This is a genomic window from Nocardia sp. CA-129566, from assembly GCF_050956075.1.
Classification (GTDB): domain Bacteria; phylum Actinomycetota; class Actinomycetes; order Mycobacteriales; family Mycobacteriaceae; genus Nocardia.
The window spans coordinates 3,167,209-3,188,585 of the sequence record NZ_CP192085.1 but is presented as its reverse complement, the minus strand read 5'-3'; the positions used below and the strand labels follow the sequence as shown (position 1 = coordinate 3,188,585).

The 21,377-nt window shown below is 67.0% G+C and carries 1 protein-coding gene; it reads right to left on the bottom strand.

Going from position 1 to position 21,377, the window contains the following annotated elements; all coding sequences use genetic code 11:
- Window positions 1-12: 12 nt before the first annotated feature.
- Window positions 13-21,234, bottom strand: a complete 21,222-nt coding sequence (locus tag ACQP0C_RS13785; RefSeq protein ID WP_433733313.1) for a type I polyketide synthase — start codon at window positions 21,232-21,234, stop codon at window positions 13-15.
- Window positions 21,235-21,377 lie beyond the last annotated feature (143 nt).

Here is a 21,377-nt window from a genome sequence, read left to right as displayed (position 1 = left end):
GTACAACCGTGATCAAAGTTCTTCGGTGGTGTCGAATGCCATGCGCATGAGGCTTTCGGCGTCCATCTCGTCGATGGCGTCGTCCTGATCACGCGTGTCGAACGCGACCGTGCCGCGATCGAAGTCCGCCAGCTGCAGCAAGGCATCCATCAACCCGGCGTCCCGGATTCTGGACAGTGGAATGGAGGTCAGGACCTTCCTGAGTTCGAACTCGTTCGGGTCGGCCCCGGTGTCGGCCGCGGGAGCGAGCGCCTTGCGCAGATAGGCGACGAGCCGTTCCGGCGTCGGATAGTCGAAGGCCAGCGTGGCCGGTAGCCGCAGCCCCGTTACCGCACCGAGCCGGTTGCGCAGTTCGACGGCGGTCAGCGAGTCGAGACCCATGTCCCGCAACGCCCGAGCCGCCCCGATCTCCTGCATCGAGGAGTGGCCGAGGACGGTGGCGATGTGGCGACGCACCAGGTCCAGCAGGAAGGTCTCCTGGTCCGGTATCGACAGCATGGCGAGCCGCTCGCTGATCGCGGCCATGGAATCCGGCGCGGAAGCGCCGACCCTCGGCCGGGCTGAACCGCGGACCAGACCCTGTAGCAATGGCGGCACCTCACCCTGCGCCCGCCCGGACAGGTCGAGTCGGGTCGGCACCAGGAGGGACTCCGGCCGCAGCAGCGCCGCATCGAACAATGCCAACGCCTCATGGGTTGGCAGAGCGGACATTCCGCCTCGGCCCGCCCGGGCCAGGTCGGTCTGGTCCAGGTGTTCGGTCAGGCCGCTGGCATCGGCCCACAAACCCCACGCCAACGACACCGCCGCAAGACCCTCGCACTGACGATGCTGCGCCAACGCATCCAAAAACGCATTACCCGCCGCATAATTACCCTGCCCGGGACTACCGAAAGTCGCCGAAGCACTCGAGAACAACACGAACGCCGACAAATCCAACGCCTCGGTCAACTCGTGCAAAAGCCACGCCGCATCGGCCTTAGGACGCATCACCGCATCAACCCGCTCCGGCGACAGCGACCCGATCACACCGTCATCGAGCACACCCGCCGCATGCACCACCGCCGTCAACGGACGCTCCGATGAGATCCCCGCCAACAGCTCAGCAACGCCGTCACGATCGGCAATGTCACAAGACTCGACCGCCACCTCAGCGCCAACGGCTCGCAAATCCGCGACCAACTCCGCCGCACCTGGAGCCTCCATGCCCCGGCGACTGGTCAACACCAAGCTCCGAACACCATGCTCAGCAACCAAATGCCGCGCCAACAAGCCACCCAAAGTGCCTGTCCCACCAGTAATCAACACAGTGCCATCCGGGTCAATCGAGCGCGGGATTCGCAACACGATCTTGCCGACATGCCGGGCCTGACTCATGAACCGGAACACCTCCGGAGCACGACGCACATCCCGCACCAACACCGGAGACTCCGCCAACACACCCTGATCCAGCAAGCCGACCACCTCGGCCAGCAACTCACCGATCCGCTGCGGACCCGCGTCTACGAGATCGAATGCCCGATACGCCACGCCCGCATAGGTTTCGGCGATCTGTTCGGCGTCGCGGATGTCGGTCTTGCCCATCTCCAGGAATCGCCCGCCTCGTGGCAGTAGCCGCAGGGACGCATCCACCAGATCACCGGCCAGACTGTCCAACACGATGTCCACACCCGCACCGCCGGTCGTGTTCAAAACGTGCTGCTCGAACTCCGCCGACCGCGACGAGGCAACGTGTCCGGCATCGAGCCCCATCCCCAACAACACCGAATGTTTTCCGGGCGAAGCGGTTCCGAACACCTCCAAACCCAAATACCGGGCAATGGCAACGGCCGCCATTCCGACACCACCAGCGGAAGAGTGGATCAGCACCCGCTCTCCGGGCTGCGCATCGGCCAGATCGACCAGCGCATACCACGCGGTCGCGAACGCCACCGGCACCGCCGCGGCCCTGGTGAACGACCAGCCTTCAGGCATGATCACCAGCAGCCGGTGATCGGTCACGGCCACGGGCCCGAATCCGCCGTCGAGCATGCCCATCACCCGGTCACCGACGGCGAAGCCCTCGACCCCCGGACCGATCTCGACAACCACACCGGCGCCTTCGCCACCCAAATTCGCCGCACCGGGGTACATACCCAAGCCGATCAGGACATCCCGGAAATTCAGTCCAGCCGCGCGCACGGCAACCCGAACCTGCCCCGGCTCCAACGGAGCCGAGATATCCGGGTTGTCCAACAACGCAAGGTTTTCCAGTGTGCCAGCGGCAGTTGTCCCCAAGTGCCATATGCCATTCGCGGCGGGGATCGGCAGCACGCCCTCGGTGGCGGGCCGCATCAACCGCCGCACCAGCACCTGATCACCGCGCATCGCCAATTCCGGCTCGTCCCCGAGGCCTGCGGGCAGCATCGAATCACCCTGCGCCGCTTCGAGATCGAGCAACACCAGACGCCCCGGGTTCTCGATTTGCGCCGAACGCACCAGACCCCATACGGCCGCGCCGGTGAGGTCCCGGACATCTTCGTCCGGCGCGACCGATATCGCGCCGCGGGTCACCACTACCAGCCGGGAATCGGCGAGGCGCTCCTCGGACAGCCATTCCTGGACCACGCGCAACATCTGGCTCACCGCAGCGCGCGAGGCCGCGGCCGAGTCGGCTGTATCCGCCTGTGGCACAGCGACCGCGATCAGATCCGGAGCCGGGGCCCCTGCGGCGATGGCCTCGGTCAACTCCGCCAGATCCGAGTGCGCGGTCGCATCGGAGCCCACCGCCGTGCGGGCAGCGTCGCGGCCCACGATTGCCCACCGCTGGGCCGGTATATCGTCCACGGCCACGGTCCAGTCCACTGCGAACAGGGAGTCCCGGTGTCCGGTGGAGGCGGCCCCGAACTGATCGGGCGAGATCGGTCGAAGGGCAAGTGATTCGACAGTGATTACGGGGGTGCCGTTCTCGTCGGCCGCAGTCAGGGTCAGTGTTTCCTCAGCGGTCCGCCGCAACCGCACTCGCAACGCCCTCGCGCCCGAGGCATGCAGCGACACTCCGGTCCATGCGAACGGCAAACCCTGTGCCTCGCCGCGGCTTTCGTCCGTCGTGAAGCTGGCCGCGTGTAGCGCGGCGTCCAGCAGAGCGGGGTGCAGCCCGAACTCCCCGGCCTGCTCGGCGGCTTCCTCCGGCAAGCGAACTTCGGCGAACGTCTCCGCACCGCGCCGCCACACCGACCGCAGACCCCGAAACACCGGACCATAGCCATAGCCACGCTCGAACAGGTCGTCGTACAACCCATCAACGGATACCGGTTCGCCACCGGACGGTGGCCATGCCACGAGTTCCGAATCGGCGCGGGCCGTATCGGTGGGAGCGATCGTGCCGCTGGCGTACCGGACCCACTCGCGGTCCGCCGACGCTTCGGTCTGCCGGGAGTAGATGGTGATGGCGCAGTGGCCGTCCGCCTCGGCCGCGCCGACCAGTACCTGAAGCTGCACTGCCCCGCGCTCGGGTAGCACCAACGGTCGTTCCAGCGCGAGGTCCGCGAGCCGACCACATCCGACGTGGTCGCCGGCCTGTACCGCCAACTCCGCGAATGCCGTGCCGGGAACCAGGATTGTGCCTTGGATCGTGTGATCGGCCAGCCAGGGGTGGGTCTGCGCCGACAATCTGCTCGTGAACAACAAGCCCTCGGCACCGGCGAGATCCACTGCCGCACCCAGCAAGGGATGCTCGGCCGCGGTCAGTCCGACCGAGGCCACATCCCCGACCTTGGCGGATGGCCGCGGCCAGTGGCGCTGGCGTTGGAAGGCATAGGTAGGCAAAGCAATCCGCCGACTCGTGGGCAGTAGCCGCTGCCAGGACACGTGAACTCCACGAGTGAACATCTGCCCCAGCCCGGTGACGACGGCTCGCGGTTCATCACCCGCACCGGCCATCAACGGCACGAACACCGCGCGACTGTCGTCCGTTACGCAGCCCGGTCCCATCGCCGACAACGCCGCGCCCGGACCGACCTCCACAAACACCGACCCACCATCAGCAGCCAGGTTGGTGACCGCGTCATGGAAGCGCACCGCACCCCGCGCCTGATCCACCCAATACCGGGCATCACAGTCGGTGACAGGATTACCGGTCGCCGTCGAGATCCACGGGATCACCGGCTCAGCGAACGAAAGCCGTTCGGCCACCTCACCCAACTCGTCCAACACCGGATCCATCAACGGCGAATGGAACGCATGCGAAACCCGCAACCGCCGCACCCGACGACCACGACCCCGCCACACCTCAACAACCTCATCGATCTCTACCGACCGACCCGAAACCACCACCGCCGCAGGACCATTCACCCCAGCAACCACCACACCCGAAGCCGAATCCGCCAGCCACGCAACCATTTCCGCCTCGGATGCCTCGATCGCGGCCATACCCCCACCGGCAGGTAGCGCCTGCATCACCCGGCCACGCGCCGCCACCAGACGCACACCATCCTCGAGGGACAACACCCCCGCCGTCACCGCGGCAGCGATCTCACCGACCGAATGACCAGCCACCGCATCAGGGATCACACCCCACGACTCCAGCAACCGCACCAACGCGATCTCCACCGCGAACAAACCCACCTGCGCGTACAGGGTTTGATCTACCAAGTCCGGATCACCGGCGATCACGTCCCGCACCGGCAGACTCAGCTCGGCCTCCAACAGATCACACACCTGCGCGAACGCCTCAGCGAACACCGGGAACGCCGCACACAACTCAGCGCCCATGCCCAACCGCTGCGAACCTTGTCCCGGGAACACGAACACGGTCCCCGAAGACCCCGAATCCGCAACACCCTGCACCACAACAGAACTCGGCTCACCAGCGGCTAGCGCAGCCAAACCAGCCAGCAACTCTTCACGATCGCCGCCAACAACAACCGCACGGTGGTCGAACAGCGAACGCGACGACACCAGGGAATGCCCGACATCCACCAGATCGAAATCGACCTTCGCAGTGGCGAATTCGCGCAACCGAGACGCCTGCGCCCGCAGCCCGGCCTCGGATTTCGCCGACACCACCCATGGCACCACCGTCGACGGTGCCGCAACACTGTCAGCCCTGCCACCGTCGACCTCGCCGCCGCCTATGTCGCCGCCGCCTACAGGCACCTCATTCACCGCCGGTGCCTCCTCGACGACGATGTGCGCGTTGGTGCCACTGACACCGAACGAGGACACACCCGCGCGCCTCGGATGCCCGTTCGCCTCCCACGCCACCGCGTCGGTCAACAACCGCACCGCACCCGCGGACCAATCCACATGCGGCGACGGCTCATCCACATGCAACGTCGCCGGAAGCGTCCCATGCCGCATCGCCAGGATCATCTTCATCACGCCCGCCACACCGGCAGCGGCCTGCGTATGCCCGATATTCGACTTGATCGAACCCAACCACAACGGACGATCCTCATCACGACCCTGGCCGTAGGTCGCGATCAGTGCTTGCGCCTCGATCGGATCACCCAACGTGGTACCCGTGCCGTGCGCCTCAACAGCATCCACCTGATCGAACCCAACCCCGGCGTTCGCCAACGCCGCACGGATCACCCGCTGCTGCGATGGACCATTCGGCGCGGTCAACCCATTACTCGCACCATCCTGGTTGATCGCACTACCGCGAATCACCGCCAACACTTCATGACCATTGCGCCGCGCCTCAGAAAGCCGCTCCAACACAAGAATTCCGGCACCCTCACCCCACCCGGTGCCATCAGCCGAAGCAGCGAACGCCTTACACCGACCATCGGTCGACAACCCGCGCTGACGCGAAAACTCCACGAACGCAAGAGGACTCGACATCACCGTCACACCACCGGCGAGCGCCATCGAGCACTCGCCGGAGCGCAGCGCTTGCGCCGCGAGATGCAACGCCACCGAGGATGAAGAGCACGCGGTGTCCACGCTGACCGCCGGACCTTCCAGCCCGAACACATATGACACCCGGCCCGAAACCACACTGGCCGCACCACCCGTCACGGCATAGCCCTCGGTGCTGTCCGCGCTTGCCGACATGATCGCCCCGTAGTCCTGCCCATTGGTGCCCACGAATACACCCGTGGGGCTCCCCCGCAAGGCCGACGCGTCAATCCCGGCCCGCTCCAAGGCCTCCCAGCACACCTCGAGCAGCAGCCGCTGCTGCGGGTCCATCGCCAAGGCCTCACGCGGGCTGATCCCGAAGAATCCGGCATCGAATCCGGCCACATCCCGGACGAATCCGCCCGCCCGGACGTAGGACGTCCCGTTGTGGTTGGGGTCGGGGTGATAGAGATCGTCGAGATCCCAGCCGCGGTCGCCCGGGAATTCGGTGACCGCGTCGATGCCGTCGATCAGCAATTCCCACAACGATTCCGGACTGTCCACCCCGCCCGGGAACCGACAACCCATGCCCACCACGGCGATCGGCTCGTCGGCGGGCGCGGCCGTCGCCAGCGCAGCCGTCGATATCTCGGCGCCGGTCCCCAACAATTCCGCCCGCAGATGGGCTGCCAAACGCTCCGGTGTCGGGTAGTCGAAAACCAGCGTCGCCGGAAGACCGAGCCCGGTCGACGCGGTGAGCCGGTTGCGCAGTTCCACCGCGGTCAAGGAGTCGAAACCCAGGTCCTTCAGGGCTCGGGCCGATTCGATCTCCTGCGGAGCGGAGTGACCGAGTACCGCCGCGATATGGCCACGAACCAGATTCAGCAGGGTCTTGTCCTGTTCGGCGGCCGTCAGCCCGGCCAACTGCCGAGCGAATTCCGACGAGCCCGCTTCCGGCGGGACATCCGCCGCGGCGAGGGCCTGCTGGACTTCCGGCAGGTCGCCCAGCAGCGGGCTGCGGCGCGTCATGGTGAAGGCGGGCGCGAACCGCGCCCAATCCACATCGGCGACCACGGCCGATGCCACGCCCTGCCCCACCAACTCCCGCAGTGCGGCCACCGCCGATCTCGGTGCCATCGCGCGCATTCCGCGACGGCGCAACTGCTCGCCGGCCGCACCCTCCCCCATGCCGCCATCGGCCCACATACCCCACGCGATCGAGGTGCCCGCGAGGCCATGGGCGTGCCGCCGCAGCGCCAACGCGTCCAAGAACGCATTCGCTGCCGCGTAAGCGCCCAGTGTGCCGCCGCCCCAGATCGCCGCGACCGACGAGAACAGCACGAAGGCATCCAGATCCAGATCCCGGGTCAGCTCGTCCAAGACAGACGCGCCGATGACCTTGCCGGTCAGCATCGAGGCCAGCCCGGTGGTATCGAGATCGGCCAACTCCGCCGCATCGCCGACACCCGCCGCATGGACCACAGCGGTCAGTGCCGGGCCATCGGCCGCGATCTGTTCGAGCAAGCCGGCCATCGCCTCCCGGTCGGCGACATCGCAGGCCGCGACGGTGACGGCGATGCCGGTCGCCGTCAACTCCGCTGCCAGGTCCGCGATTCCGGGAGCCGCCGGTCCGCGGCGGCTGACCAGCACCAGACGCTCGGCGCCATTACCGGCCAGCCAGCGGGCCACCTGCATCCCGAGACCACCTGTGCCACCGGTGATCAGCACAGTGCCCCGCGGTGTCCACTCGGCGCCGACAGGGGTGACGGCTCGCGTTACCCGACGGGCGAAGAGACCGGACCGCCGGATCGCGACCTGGTCGTTTCCGCCCGCGTCGATCTCGGTGGCCAGCACGCCGCACAACCGCGTCAGGGCAGCTTCGTCGAAGGCGGTGGGCAGGTCGATCAACCCACCCCACCGGGCGGGCAGTTCCAGGCTCGCGGTCTGTCCCAGACCCCACACCTGTGCCTGCACCGCGCTCGTCAACACATCCTGCGGGCCTGTGGATACGGCACTCCGAGTGACCACCCACAACGGCGCGGCACAACCCAGCTCGCCCAGGGCTTGCACCAGCATCAGCGTCTGCGCCAGACCATACGAAACGGCAGAATCCGCAGGCACGGGAGTCTCGTCCAGGGCCAGCAGCGACAGCACGCCCTGCACACCGTCCAGCCCCTGCTCGCCCAACGCGGCGTGCACGGCGGCGGCCATGGCCTGCCGGTCGAGATCGCTCGAATCGGCCTGCACCACAACGACTTCGGCACCGTGCGCGGCCAGTGCTCCAGCACAATCCGCGACCGGGTCGTTCTCGCCGCGCCCGGCCGAAGCGACCAGCAACCAGGTGCCCGCCAGTTCGGGGCTCGCCCCGACCGCGATCGGCTTCCAGACGACCTGGTACCGCCAATCCCGAACCGTGTCCTTCTCTTGCTCGCGCCGACGCCACGACGACAATGCCGGTAACACCGCCTCCAACGAGCCCGGCTCGAGCGCCAACTCCGTGGCCAGCTCGGCCACATCGCCTTCGTCGATCGCAGCCCAAAGACGCGACTCCACACCAGAATTCGCATCCACCGCTGCCGAAGCAGCAGGTTGCGGCCAGTAGCGCTGGCGTTGGAAAGCGTAGGTAGGCAGAGCAATCCGCCGACCTTCAGGCAACAATCGCTCCCACGACACCGGAACACCACCGGCGAACACCTGCCCCAGCCCGGTGACGACCGCTCGCGGTTCGTCACCCTCACCGGCCATCAACGGCACGAACACCGCGCGACTGTCGTCCGTTACGCAGCCCGGTCCCATCGCCGACAACGCCGCGCCCGGACCGACCTCCACAAACACCCCACCACCATCAACGGCCAGGGTCGTTACCGCGTCATGGAAGCGCACCGCACCCCGCGCCTGATCCACCCAATACCGGGCATCACAGCCGGTAACAGGATTACCGGTCGCCGTCGAGATCCACGGGATCACCGGCTCGGCGAACGAAAGCCGTTCGGCCACCTCACCCAACTCGTCCAACACCGGATCCATCAACGGCGAATGGAACGCATGCGAAACCCGCAACCGCCGCACCCGACGACCACGACCCCGCCACACCTCAACAACCTCATCGATCTCTACCGACCGACCCGAAACCACCACCGCCGCAGGACCATTCACCCCAGCAACCACCACACCCGAAGCCGAATCCACCAGCCACGCCAACATCTCCGATTCCGATGCCTCGATCGCGGCCATACCCCCACCCACCGGCAGCGCCTGCATCACCCGCCCCCGAGCCGCCACCAGACGCACACCATCCCCCAGAGACAACACCCCCGCGGTCACCGCCGCAGCGATCTCACCCACCGAATGACCAGCCACCGCATCAGGGATCACACCCCACGACTCCAACAACCGCACCAACGCGATCTCCACCGCGAACAAACCCACCTGCGCATACAGGGTCTGATCCACCAAACCCGGATCAGCCAAACCCTCCCGCACCGGCAAACCCAGCTCAGCCTCCAACAGATCACACACCTCGGCGAACGCCTCAGCGAACACCGGGAACCCCGCACACAACTGCAGCCCCATACCGGCATACTGCGAACCCTGACCCGGAAACACGAACACAGTCCCCGAAGACCCCGAATCCGCAACACCCTGCACCACAACAGAACTCGGCTCACCAGCAGCTAGCGCCGCCAAACCAGCCAGCAACTGCTCACGGTCGCCGCCTACAACGACCGCACGGTGGTCGAACAGTGTCCGCGACGACACCAGGGAATGCCCGACATCCACTAGATCGAAATCGACCTTCGCAGTCGCGAATTCGTGCAACCGAGACGCCTGCGCCCGCAACCCGGCCACAGACTTCCCCGACACCACCCAAGGCACCACCGAATCTTCGGCAGCCCCACCGTCAACTACGGACGGCTCGACAACGACAGAAGATTCTTCCAAGACCAAGTGGGCGTTGGTGCCGCTGAGACCGAACGAAGACACACCCGCCCGACGCGGATGCCCGTTCGCTTCCCACGACATCGGCTCGGTCAACAGCCTTACCGCACCAGCAGACCAATCCACATGCGGCGAGGGCTCATCCACATGCAACGTCGCGGGAAGAACCCCGTGCCGCATCGCCAGGATCATCTTCATCACCCCGGCCACACCAGCAGCGGCCTGCGTATGCCCGATATTCGACTTGATCGACCCCAACCACAACGGACGATCCTCATCACGGCTTTGGCCGTAAGTGGCGATCAGCGCCTGCGCCTCGATCGGATCACCCAGCGCCGTCCCGGTACCGTGCGCCTCCACAACATCTACCTGATCGAACGCAACCCGGGCATCGGCCAACGCCGCACGGATAACCCGCTGCTGCGACGGACCATTCGGCGCGGTCAACCCATTACTCGCACCATCCTGGTTGGTCGCACTACCGCGAATCACCGCCAGCACGTGATGGCCCTGCCGTCGCGCATCGGAAAGCCGCTCCAACACCAACATCCCGACGCCCTCGGACATACCGATCCCGTCCGCTTCGGCGGAGAACGCCTTGCACCGACCATTCCGCCCGAGCCCACCCTGCCGGGCGAATTCGACGATCGGCAGCGGACTCGACATCACCGTGACGCCACCGGCCAGTGCCATCGAGCACTCCCCGGAACGCAGCGCCTGCGCCGCGAGATGCATCGCCACCAACGACGAAGAACACGCGGTATCCACCGTCACCGCCGGACCCTCGAACCCGAACACATACGACACCCGACCCGACAGCACGCTCGATGTCGTGCCGGTCAGGACATAGCCATCGGCGGATTCCCCTCCGTTAGCCAGCTCGGTCTCGTAACCCTGATGCGTGGCACCAATGAAGACCCCGGTGAGGCTGCCCCGCAGGGCGGATGCGGCGATCCCGCTCCGTTCCAACGCCTCCCACGAGGTTTCCAGCAGCAGCCGTTGCTGAGGGTCCATCGACAGTGCCTCACGCGGGCTGATTCCGAAGAAGCCCGCGTCGAACAGCTCCGCATCGCGGATGAAGCCGCCCTCGTGCCGGAAACCATCGAGGCCGGAACCAACGACCCAGCCACGGCCCTCCGGAAAACCGGACACCGCGTCGACACCGCCGGACAGCAGCTCCCACAACGCTTCCGGGCTGTCCACCCCACCGGGGAACCGGCAACCCATGCCCACGATGGCAATCGGCTCATCGACAGGCGCGGATGCCCTCGGCGCAACCGCCGACGCATCGGATTCGGTCCCTGCCAACACCGCGCCGAGATAGGCGGCGAGCCGCTCCGGCGTCGGGTAGTCGAAGGCCAGGGTCGTCGGCAGCCGCAGCTCGGTCGCGGCGGTGAGCCGGTTGCGCAGCTCCACCGCGGTCACCGAGTCGAAACCCATATCCCGCAACGCCCGCGTCGGCTCCACCTCGGCGAGCGAGGTATGGCCGAGAGTCGCGGCGATGTGGCCGCGCACGAAGTCGAGCAATACCGCCGTCTGCTCCGCAGGCGACAGACCCGCGACCTGTTCGGCCAATCCCGCCGAATCCTGTGCCGCCGCGCGGGCCATCGGCCGAACGCGCCGCACCGGACGGCGCACCGGCGCAGGCTCACCCTGTTCCGTTTCCCCGGAATCCGTCGATATCGACCGCAGCACAAGGGAATCCACCGTAATGACCGGCGCACCGGTCACGTCCGTCGCGACCAGCGAAAGCAACTCATCGCCGGTCCTGCGCAGGTGGACCCGCAGGACACCCGCGCCCGCCGCATGCAGCGACACTCCACCCCATGCGAACGGCACCGAGTCCCGGCTGCCACCGTCCGGCGAGACGAAGAAGAATCTGGCATGCAGGGCCGCGTCCAGCAGGGCCGGGTGCAAACCGAATTCGCTCGCCTGCTCGACCGCGTCCTGCGGCAGCTGGACTTCGGCGAACACCTCGTCACCGCGCCGCCACACCGCCCGCAAGCCCTGAAATACCGGACCGTACTCGTGGTCTCGCTCGGCGAGCGCGGAGTAGAGGCCGCCCGCCTCGAGTGGCTCGGCGTCTACCGGTGGCCAAACCTCCTGTCCCGCAACCTCGACGGGCGCCGCCCCGTCAGGGGCGAGGGTGCCGCTGGCATGCCGCAGCCACCCGTACTCCTCGGACGCGTCCTCCGGCTGCGAGTACACACTCACCTCGCGACGCCCGTGGCGATCCGGCGCACCGATCAGGACCTGCAGTTGCACGGCTCCGCGCTCGGACAGCACCAACGGCTGCTCCAGGGCCAGATCCTCGACCCGGCCGCACCCGACCTGATCACCGCCGCGCACCGCCAGCTCGACGAAGGCGGGGCCGGGAAGTATGGCGGCGCCGCGAACCACGTTGTCGGCCAACCACGGATGCGACCGCAGCGACAACCTGCTGGTGAACAGGAAACCCGCGCCGTCGGCCAGTTCCGCCGCGGCGCTGAGGAGCGGATGCCCGGCGGCGGCCAATCCCGCCGACCGCACATCGTCCGCGGCCCGCATGGTCTTCGGCCAGAAGCGTTGCCGCTGAAAGGCATACGTCGGCAGATCCACCTGTCGGCCACCGACCACGACACTCGCCCAGTCCACCGGGGCTCCCCGGACGAACGCCTCGCCGAGGGACTGGCACCACCGATACGCACCGCCGTCATCGCGCCGCAGTGTCCCGACCGCGGCACCGCTGACAGCGGACGTTTCCAGGATTTCCTGGATCGCGCCGGTCAGCACCGGATGCGGGGACACCTCGACGAACATGCGATGACCAGCGTCCGCGAGACCTTCGACGGCCTCGCGGAATCGGACCGTCCGCCGCAGGTTCGCGTACCAGTAGTCGACGTCCATCGTGGACCCGTCCAGCGGGCCCGGCTCCACCGTGGAGTACACCGGAATTCGGCCCGCCCGAGGTGCGACCGGCGCCAGCGCCGCCCGAATCTCCTCGCGAAGCGCCTCGACTGCCGGCGCGTGCGCGGTGAAGTCCACTCCCGGGATCCACCAGCGCAGCGCGGCCATCGACGACAGTTTCGTTTCGACCTCTGTCAGTGCTTCCCGGTCGCCCGAGAGCACCACCGCCGCAGGGCCGTTCACCGCGGCGATCGCCACCCGGTCCGCCCACGGCTCGATGAGCTGTGCGACCTGCTCCAAAGGGCGCACGACGGAGAGCATTCCCCCTCGGCCGGATAGCCGGACCAATGCCCGGCTGCGCAGGGCGACGATGCGGGCGCCATCGTCGAGGGACAGCGCGCCCGCCACACATGCCGCGGCGATCTCGCCCTGCGAATGGCCGACCACCGCCGCCGGAGACACACCCGCGGACTCCCACAGCGCGGCCAGCGAAACCATCATCGCCCACAACACCGGTTGGACCACGTCCACTCGATCCATCTCCGGAGCGCCCGTCTCGCCCCGGATCACCGCTGACGGCGACCAGTCCACGAATTGGGCCAGTGCCCGCTCGCATTCGGCGAATCGCTGCGCGAACGCGGGGAAGCCCTCGAGCAGTTCCCGGCCCATGCCGATCCACTGCGAGCCCTGGCCGGGGAAAACGAACACCACACCGGACGCCTCGGATCCCGCCGCACCGTCGACCACACCGGACGCGGGCTCCCCCGCCGCCAGTGCGGCCGTGCCGGCCAGCAACGCTTCGCGGCTCGTGCCGACGACAACGGCGCGGCGCTCGAACACCGTCCGCCCGGACAACAACGACCATCCGATGTCCATCGGCTCGAAATCGACGGTGGTGGTGGCGAATTCGTGCAGCCGAGCGGCCTGCGCCCGCAGCGCGGCCGCCGACCTCGCCGAAATCACCCACGGCACCGCCGCGGCCGGGGGCGCCGCACTGCTCGCACTCGCCCCGGTCGGCGGCGCTTCCTCGATGATCACGTGCGCGTTGGTGCCGCTGATCCCGAACGAGGACACACCGGCCCGCCGCGGGCGACCGTCCGCCTGCCATGCCCTCGGCTCGGTCAGCAGCTGGATGGTCCCGGCGGACCAATCGATATGCGGCGACGGTTCGTCCACATGCAGTGTCACCGGAAGCATTCCGTGCCGCAGTGCCATGACCATCTTCAGCACACCCGCCAGACCCGAAGCCGCTTGGGTATGCCCGATATTCGACTTGATCGACCCCAACCACAGCGGACTGTCGTCGGGCCTGTCGTGTCCGTAGGTGGCGATGAGGGCCTGTGCCTCGATCGGATCGCCCAGTTCGGTGCCCGTACCGTGCGCCTCCACCACGTCGACCTCGGTGGCCGGCACCCCGGCATCGGCCAGCGCCGCGCGGATGACGCGCTGTTGCGACGGACCATTCGGCGCGGTCAATCCATTGCTGGCACCATCCTGGTTCACCGCACTGCCGCGAACCACCGCCAATACCCGGTGCCCCAGACGCTCAGCGTCCGAGAGTCGCTCGACGAAGAGCACCGCGGCGCCCTCACCCATGCCGAAACCCGCGGCGGAGGCGGCGAAGGATTTGCACCGGCCGTCGGCGGCCAGCCCGCCCTGGCGAGCAAGTCCGGTGAACGCGGTCGAGGACGAGAGCACGGTGACGCCGCCGACGAGGGCCGCCGTGCACTCACCCGAGCGAATCGCCTGCGCCGCGAGATGCAATGCCACCAACGACGACGAACACGCGGTGTCCACCGTCACCGCCGGACCCTCGAATCCGAACACATACGAGAGCCGGCCCGATGCAACGCTGGTCGACGTGCCGGTCACGCCGTACCCCTCGGAACCTTCCTCGAGGCCGGGCTCGTAGCCCTGACCGAACGTCCCGATGAAGACCCCGGTTCGACTGCCCCGCAGTGCGGACGGGGCGATTCCGGCCCGCTCCAATGCTTCCCACGAGGTCTCCAGCAGCAATCGCTGCTGCGGATCCATCGCCAGCGCCTCACGCGGATTGATCCCGAAGAATCCGGCATCGAATCCGGCCACATCCCGGACGAAGCCGCCCTCGGGCCGGAACGCGTCGAGGCCAGGGCCGAACAACCGCGTGAGATCCCAGCCCCGGTCCTCGGGGATTCCGGATACCGCGTCGACACCGTTGGCGAGCAGTTCCCACAGCGACTCCGGGCTGTCCACCCCGCCAGGGAACCGACACCCCATGCCCACGATGGCAATCGGCTCGTCCACCGCTCGGGTCGGAGCCTGCGGTGGCGTCACGGCGGCCTCGGAACCGAGGACTTCCTCCTCGAGGTAGGTGGCGAGCCGTTCCGCGCTGGGGTAGTCGAAGGCCAGGGTCGCCGGTAGCCGCAGCCCGGTCGCCGCATTGAGCCGGTTGCGCAGCTCGACCGCGGTCAGTGAATCGAAACCCATGTCCCGCAACGCCCGAGCCGGCTCGACCTCTTCCGGCGACGAGTGGCCGAGGACGGTGGCGATGTGGCGGCGGACCAGGTCCAGCAGCAGCTTGCGCCGATCCGGAATCGATAGGCCCGCGAGTTCGGCGGCCAGCCCTGATACGGAATCCCTTGCGGCCGTGCGGGCGACCGGCCGAACCGGGCCGCGCACCAGACCACGCATCAGCGGCGGCACCTCACCCCGCGCACCCAGACCCGTCAGCTCCAACCGGGCAGGCACCAGATACGCCTCCGGCCGCCGCAACGCCGCATCGAACAGCGCCAACCCTTCGGCGGTGGACATGGCGGTCAACCCGCCTCGGCCCGCCCGGGCCAAGTCGGTCTGGTCGAGATGCCCGGTGAGACCACTGGCATCGGCCCACAGACCCCATGCCAGCGAAATCGCTGGAAGACCTTCGGATTGGCGGTGCTGCGCCAACGCATCCATGAACGCGTTGGCCGCGGCATAGTTGCCTTGTCCCAGGCCACCGAAAGTTGCTGAGGCACTGGAGAACAGCACGAACGCCGACAGATCCAACCCCTCGGTCAACTCGTGCAGATGCCACGCCGCATCGGCCTTCGGACGCATCACGGCGTCTACCCGCTCCGGCGACAACGACCCGATCACACCGTCATCGAGCACACCAGCCGCATGCACCACCGCCGTCAACGGATGCTCCACCGACACTCCCGCCAACAGCCGGGTCATCGCATCACGGTCGGCGGTATCGCACGCTTCGACTACCACCTCAGCACCAGCGGTCTCCAGCTCCGCGACCAACTCGCCCGCGCCCGGCGCCTCCACACCACGACGGCTGGTCAACACCAAATGCCGAACACCGTGCTCAGCAACGAGATGCCGCGCCAACAAGCCACCCAAAGTGCCTGTCCCACCAGTGATAAGGACAGTGCCATTCGGGTCAATGGCGCGCGGGATCCGCAACACGATCTTGCCGACATGCCGAGCCTGACTCATGAACCGGAACACCTCCGGAGCCCGACGCACATCCCGCACCAACACCGGAGACTCCGCCAACACACCCTGATCCAGCAGACCGACCACCTCGGCCAGCATCTCGCCGATCCGCTCCGGGCCTGCGTCTCCCAATTCGAATGCCTGGTAAACAACTCCGGGATAGTCGTCGAAAACCCGACCAGCATCGCGGATGTCGGTCTTGCCCATCTCGATAAACCGACCACCCCGTGGCAACAGCCGCAGAGAGGCGTCGACCAGATCTCCGGCCAGGCTGTCCAACACGATGTCCACACCCGCACCGTCGGTGGTGTTCAAAATATGTTGCTCGAACTGCGCCGACCGAGAGGAGGCAATATGTCCGGCATCGAGCCCCATCCCCGAAAGCACCGAATGCTTACCAGGCGAAGCGGTTCCGAACACCTCCAAACCCAAATACCGGGCAATAGCAACAGCAGCCATACCCACACCACCAGCGGCCGAATGAATCAACACCCGCTCGCCCGGCTGCGCGTCGGCCAAGTCGACCAGCGCATACCACGCTGTCGCGAACGCCACCGGCACCGCCGCCGCCCGAGTAAACGACCAGCCTTCCGGCATCGGCACCAGCAGCCGGTGATCGATCACCGCCACGGGACCGAAACCACCCTCGGCCAAACCCATTACGCGATCACCCACAGCGAGAGACCCGACCCCAGGGCCGACCTCCACCACCACACCGGCGACCTCCGCACCCAGCAGCGCGACATCGGGGTACATACCCAAGGCGATCAGGACATCCCGGAAATTCAACCCCACCCCGCGCACGGCAACCCGAATCTGCCCCGGCCCCAGCGGAACCGCGTTTTCCGAACTGTCTACGAACGCGAGATTCTCCAGCGTGCCCCCGGCACCGGGAGCCAACCGCCAAGAACCTGCCGGAACCGACAGCACGCCATCGGATACCGGCCGCGCCAACCGGCGCACCAACACCCGATCACCACGCACCACCAACTCCGGCTCATCAACCGCACCAATGGCGACGAGATCCACACTGTACGAAGCAGATTCGTCGATATCGACAAGCACGATCCGACCGGGATTCTCCGACTGCGCGGACCGCACCAGACCGCACACCGCAGCGGCAGCCAAATCCCGGATTCCCTCATCCGGAACCGCCGCAACAGCGCCCCGAGTCACCACCATCAACCGCGAGTCAGCGAACCGTTCCTCGGCCAACCACTGCTGCACAACACCCAACACACGCCCAGCCATCGCACGGGCAGCCACGGCCGGATCACCGGCCACAGACGAGGCACACGTCACCACAGCGACGTCCGGAATTGAAGTCCCAGTCGCCAACTCGGAGAGGTCGTCGTAGATCGATACTCCAGCAATGGAATTCAGACCGATCTCATCCGAACCAACCAGCGCCCAAGGCAATTCGTCAGTTGTAGGCACCGACATCGGAATCCACTCCACCGCGAACAACAACTGCTGCAGTGCGTTCGGGGCCTCCAACAACCCCTGCTGCATCGGACGTAGCACCAGCGACTCGACACCGACCACAGGCGCACCGGTCTCATCAACCGCCGCCAACGTCAGCACACCTTCACCCGACTGCCGCAACCACACCCGCAGGCCACGCGCCCCCGAGGCATACAGCGACACACCACTCCAGGCGAATGGAAGCAGAACCTGTGTCCCCGTTTCGTTTTCAGGGATGACGAACCGAACGGCGTGCAAAGCAGCGTCGAGCAGCGCGGGGTGCAATCCGAATTCACCGGCCTGCTCGGCAGCCTCCTCCGGCAGCCGAACCTCGGCGAATACCTCGCCACCACGCCGCCATACCGACCGCAGACCCCGGAACACCGGGCCGTAGCCATAACCGCGCTCGAGCAGGTCGTCGTACAGCCCATCGACGGATACCGGCTCCGCACCGACAGGCGGCCATGCCACAAGTTCCGCGACATCGATGGACGCTGTGTTGTCAGGGGCGATGGTGCCGCTGACATTGCGGCTCCACGGTTGATCGGCGGGCGCGTCCTCCGGCCGCGAATACACCGTCACCTCGCGACGTCCGGCGGGGTCCGGGCTGCCGACCAGTACCTGCAACCGGACCGCACCGCGGTCGGGCAGCACGAGCGGCTGCTCCAGGGCCAAATCCTCGATTCGGCCGCATCCCACCTGGTCTCCAGCGCGCACCGCCAACTCGGCGAACGCCGTTCCGGGAACCAGCGCGGTCCCCTGGACGCTGTGGTCGGCGAGCCAGGGATGCGAACGCAGCGACAGCCTGCTGGTGAACAGGAAACCCTCGCCGTCGGCCAGCTGCACTTCGGCACCCAGCAACGGATGCCCAGCGGTGACCAATCCCACCGAGCCCACATCACCGGCACTCGACTCCGGCCGTACCCAGAACCGCTGATGCTGGAATGCGTAGGTGGGCAATTCGACCCGGCGACCGCCACCCAGCACGCGCGCCCATTCCACCGGAACGCCCTGCACGAATACCTCGGCCAGCGACTGCAACCACCGGTCCAGGCCACCCTCATCCCGGCGTAGCGTCCCCGCCACGATCGCACTCTCGCCATCGTTTTCGAGGGTCTCCTGCACCGCCGCGATCAGCACCGGATGCGCCGACACCTCCACGAACGCCCGATAGTCGGCGGCGGCCAAACCCTCGACAGCCTCTTGGAACCGCACCTCCCGGCGCAGATTGGCGTACCAGTACTCCGCGTCCATACCGGATCCGTCGATGAAACCGGGCAGCATCGTGGAGTACAGCCGGACCCGGCCCGCCCGCGGAGCCACCGGGGCCAGCGCATCCAGGATCTCGCGCCGAATCTGTTCCACCGCAGGCGAATGCGACGCGTAGTCCACCGGGATTCGCCGAGCCCGGATACCTTCCACCTCGCATGTCCGTTCCAGTTCGGCCAGCGCGCCGACCTCTCCGGATACCACCACGGCGGACGGTCCGTTCACCGCCGCCACCGCAATGTCACCACCACAACGCGCCACTAGCTCACGGACCTGCTCCGCGGGGGCAGCCACCGACGTCATGCCACCACGACCCGCCACACCAGCAATCGCCCTACTACGCAAGGCAACAACCCGGGCACCGTCCTCGAGCGACAACGCCCCCGCCACGACCGCAGCAGCAATCTCACCCTGCGAATGACCAACCACCGCAGCAGGATTCACACCCACCGACTCCCACAATGCCGCCAGCGAAACCATCACGGCCCACAAGACCGGCTGGACAACGTCGACTCGGTCCAGGCTCGGGGCATCCGACTCACCACGCACCACCGACGACAGAGACCAATCCACGAACGGCGCCAGCGCACGCTCACACGCCGCTATCCGCTCCGCGAACACCGGCGAGGTCTCGAGCAGTTCCCGGCCCATACCGATCCACTGCGAACCCTGCCCCGGAAACACGAACACCACACCGGAGGACTCCGCACCTGCACCGGCCACACCCTCGACCGCACCGGCGGCAACGCCACCGGCGGCCAATGACGAAAGACCGGCCAGCAACTCCTCGCGGTCGGATCCCACCACGACCGCACGATGGTCGAACACCGACCGCGACGACACCAAGGAGTACCCGACATCCAGCTGCTCGAAATCAACGTTCGCAGCGGCGAACTCGCGCAATCGTGCCGCCTGCGCCCGCAATCCGGCCTCGGACTTCGCCGACAACACCCACGGAATCACCGATGGCACAGCAACATCCGGCTCGCCATCCGATTCCGCATCGGGTGCCGCGCTCGGGGCTTCCTCCATGATCACGTGGACGTTGGTGCCGCTGACGCCGAACGAGGACACGCCCGCGCGCCGCGGATGCTCGCCGCCCTCCCAGGGCATCGCCTCCGTCAACAGCCGCACGGTCCCGGCGGACCAATCCACGTGTGGCGTCGGCTCGTCCGCGTGCAAGCTGGCCGGCAGTACCCGATTGCGCAGCGCCATCACCATTTTGATCACGCTGGCCACGCCGCCCGCGCACTGGGCGTGCCCGATATTCGACTTGATCGAACCCAACCACAGCGGACGCTCTTCGGCACGCTCCTGCCCATAGGTCGCGATCAATGCCTGAGCTTCGATCGGGTCACCCAAGGTCGTTCCCGTGCCGTGCGCCTCCACCACGTCGACCTCCGCGGCCGGCACCCCGGCATTTGCCAATGCCGCCCGGATCACCCGCTGCTGTGACGGACCATTCGGCGCGGTCAACCCGTTGCTCGCACCGTCCTGGTTGATCGCGCTGCCGCGAATGACCGCGAGCACCTCATGGCCCTGGCGCTGTGCGTCGGAAAGCCGCTCCAGCACGAGGATTCCCGCACCCTCACCCCAACCGGTACCGTCGGCGGCCGCCGCGAACGGCTTGCACCGGCCATCGGCGGCCAGACCGCGCTGCCGTGAAAACTCCACGAACGCAAGCGGACTCGACATCACCGTCACACCACCGGCCAAAGCCATGGTGCAGTCACCGGACCGCAGCGCCTGGACCGCCAAGTGCAACGCCACCAGCGATGAGGAGCACGCGGTATCCACGCTGACCGACGGCCCCTCCAACCCGAGCACATACGACAACCGGCCGGAGACCACACTTGGCGCGCCCCCGGTCAGCGCGAAGCCTTCCAGGCTCCCCTCCATGCCCGTGCCGTACCCGTGCGGTGTCACCCCGACGAAGACTCCGGCCTTGTTTCCCCGCACCGACGACGGAGCGATCCCGGCCCGCTCCAGCGCCTCCCAGGAGATCTCCAGCAACAGCCGCTGCTGAGGGTCCATGGCCAATGCCTCACGCGGGCTGATTCCGAAGAATCCCGCGTCGAATCCGGCCACATCCCGCACGAATCCACCGGTCCGCACATACGACGTCCCCGAACTCGCGGGATCGGCACTGTACAGCTTTTCCAGATCCCAGCCGCGATCCTCGGGAAACTCCGATGTGGTGTCCACACCGTTGGCCACCACGTCCCAGAGCTCTTCCGGGCTATCGGCATCCCCGGGGAACCGGCAACCCATGCCCACCACCGCGATCGGCTCCTGTGCACGCTCTTCCAGGTCGCGAAGGCGCGCTCGGGTCTCGTGCAGGCTGGCGGTCGTCCACTTCAGGTAATCGCGCAGCTTCTCTTCGTTAGCCATATCTCATATCCCCTGGAAAGGCCTGAAAAATCGAAAGGTCCGGCGACTCAAGACTTTCTGAGTTCCTCATCAATGAATTTCAATAGCTCGTCGTCGTTCGCGGAATTGATCTTCTGCGTGACCTGCTGGTGTTCCGGCTGAAT